General features: G+C 28.0%; 2 protein-coding genes. Both read left to right on the top strand.

Features of this window, described 5'->3' with window-relative positions; genetic code table 11:
• Positions 1 to 43: 43 nt before the first annotated feature.
• A complete protein-coding gene (locus tag IR152_RS19570; RefSeq protein WP_227453495.1) occupies positions 44 to 1,171 on the top strand; it encodes a tyrosine-type recombinase/integrase in 1,128 nt (375 codons plus the stop codon).
• A 1-nt stretch (position 1,172) separates the two neighbouring features.
• The coding region (locus IR152_RS19565; protein WP_413927524.1) for a tyrosine-type recombinase/integrase at positions 1,173 to 2,800 on the top strand (1,628 nt) is incomplete at its 3' end.

The raw sequence follows: 2,800 nt of genomic DNA, 5'->3' as shown, positions 1-2,800 counted from the left end.
TAAGTATAGAATAAAGTAGAATTATAGGAGTGTATATAGAACTATGGAAGTAGTAAAAGTAAAAACAGAAAATGGGAAGGAAAGATACTTTGTATCAGATGATGATGGATTACCAATAGAGCCTATACTAAAGTTTATTAGGTTTAAAGATAATACCAACTTTGCAAGAAATACTTTAAGGATGTATTGCCAACATCTTAAACTGTACTTTGAGTATTTAGAGCAAAGAGAATTAGATTTTCAAAAGGTAACTATTGATGATTTAGCTTTATTTGTTAATTGGTTACAAAATCCATATAAGAGCCTAAAGGTAATTCCTGCACATCAAGTAGAAACAGCAAGAAGTCCAAGAACAGTAAATATTATAGTTAATACTGTGTTAACATTTTATGATTATATTCTAAGACATGAAGAATACAGTAGTAATATTTCTGATAGGCTAAAGAAGTTTGTGGGTACGCCAAGTAGAAATTTTAAAGGTTTTTTATATGGAATAGCACATGAACAAAAGAAAGTAACAAGTAACATATTAAAACTGAAAGTTCCTAAATCTAAACCAAAGATATTATCCAAAGAAGAAATAGGAACACTTATAAAAGCCTGTAATACCCTTAGAGATAAGTTTCTATTAACATTGTTATACGAAACAGGTATGAGAATAGGCGAAGCCTTATCTTTATGGATTGAGGACTTTGACATAAGTGACATGGTTATAGATTTACAAGACCGAGGGGAACTTGAAAACAATGCCGAAATTAAGACAGTATCAAGTCCTCGAAGAATAGATATATCTCAAAATTTAGCAGATATGTTTATGGAATATTTAGCAGAATATCACACAGAAGAAGTTGAAACTAACCATATATTTATAAAACTTAGTGGCAGTAATAAGTATAAACCTATGAATTATACTGATGCAGATAATTTATTTAGAACATTAAAGAAAAAGACAAATATATATGTTACCCCACATATGTTTAGACACAGTTCATTAACGTTATTAAGAATGGCAGGATGGCAACCTGAACTATTAAGAATAAGAGCAGGACACAAAAATATTTATACTACTTTAAACACTTATATACACCCTTCTGATGAAGAAATAACCGAAGAGTTCAATAGAACTCGACCAAATTTAGAGTTAGATATTTATAATGAGGGGGATAAATAAAGTGAGAAATTTGCAAGAGATAAAAAGTGATAAACAAAGTAAGTATGGTGAAGTAATTGAATATCTTAGTCAAGATAATGGATATTGGTTAGAAAATGATAAGTGGGATTTTGAAATTGAAATATTTTTTAATAATGTTGTAAAGGTTGGAAATGCCACTTATAAACACATTGATTTTTCAGGTATTAAAAGTATTAATTTAAAAAATGAGATAAAGTTCTTTTTCTTATATCATTTTAAAGAAGGTCTATTTACAAATAAAGTTATTGCAAGGCTTAGAAATCCTTTAAACTATTTTACAAAATTCTTTAAAGAAGATACTTTATTGAGAGAAGACAAGGAAAGAATATATAGTAGATGGAAACTATTTTTAATAAACAATGGTATTAAATTTAAATCTACTGAAACAACATATTTTTCATTTACTAATATATTAATAGATTTTATTAAAGATTTCTATGATGATAGAGAAGAAACTGAGAAAGATATATGGTATTCAAAAAATATTGTGGGGGCTAAAGTTCCAGCGACTGGGGTTCATGGAGCGGGCGGTCATATTAACTTTGAAAGCGTCCCTATGTATTATAGAGATACTATAAAAAGGTATTTTAAAACTATAATTACTAAGAAAAGTTGGAATCATTGCCACCAAATAATAAGTCATTTAAACTACTTTTTTAATACGTTTTATTCAAATGGATATACAGATGGATTCATAGAAAATCTATCAAGAAAAGATATAGAAAACTATTTATATTGGGTTAATAATGGTTATAAAGATAAAAATGCTACTTATAAAAGTAAGTTTATATCTTATGCAAGAACGTTTTTAGAATATATACAAATGGCTCAATATGATACTGCACCTAAAAAAGAAGTATCATTTTTAATATTCCAAGATGATATTCCTAAAAGGGAATTAAATAAAGATGAAGTTAAAAAAGCAAAGTTCATTCCAGAACCTATATTAAAACAATTAGATAATAATATTATGGCTTTAGATAGACCACAGTTTATACCTATTTACATTTTACTTCGTGAAACTGGTTGGCGTGGAACTGATATATTAAATCTTAGATATGATAATTGCTTAGAGCAAATATGGAATAACAAAGAACAAAAATATAATTATTATCTTTGTGGCGAAATAACTAAAACAGGTATAGCACAACTTAAAATTCCTATAAGAGATAAGGTTGCTGAAATGGTTATAAAGGCTATTGATAAGACAAAAGAATTAAGCACAGAAGAAAATAATCCTAAGAAGTATTTATTTAATGCTTATGAAGGTAAATTAAAAGGAAAACCGTTAGCGAAAGCAACTTTACTGAAAACTATTAAAAGGTTAATAGTTCAAAAAGATATTAAAGGTACTAATGGGGAGTTGTATCACTTTAGACTTCATTCTCTAAGGCATACAAGAGCAAAGGAATATGTAGAGCAAGGTATGGGTATAAGTGTTATACAACAAATTTTAGGACATCAAAGCCTACAAATGACAGTTCACTATGCTACTGTATCAGAAAATGTATTATATGAAAAATGGAAGAACACAGAGGACTTAGAATTATTCAAAGTTGATACTGTAAATAATGAACTTATAGAAGTAGATTCATCTTCTGCTGAAGG

It is taken from the genome of Clostridioides sp. ES-S-0108-01 (assembly GCF_020662285.1).
GTDB lineage: Bacteria > Bacillota > Clostridia > Peptostreptococcales > Peptostreptococcaceae > Clostridioides.
This window is presented reverse-complemented; position numbering and strand designations above follow the sequence as displayed.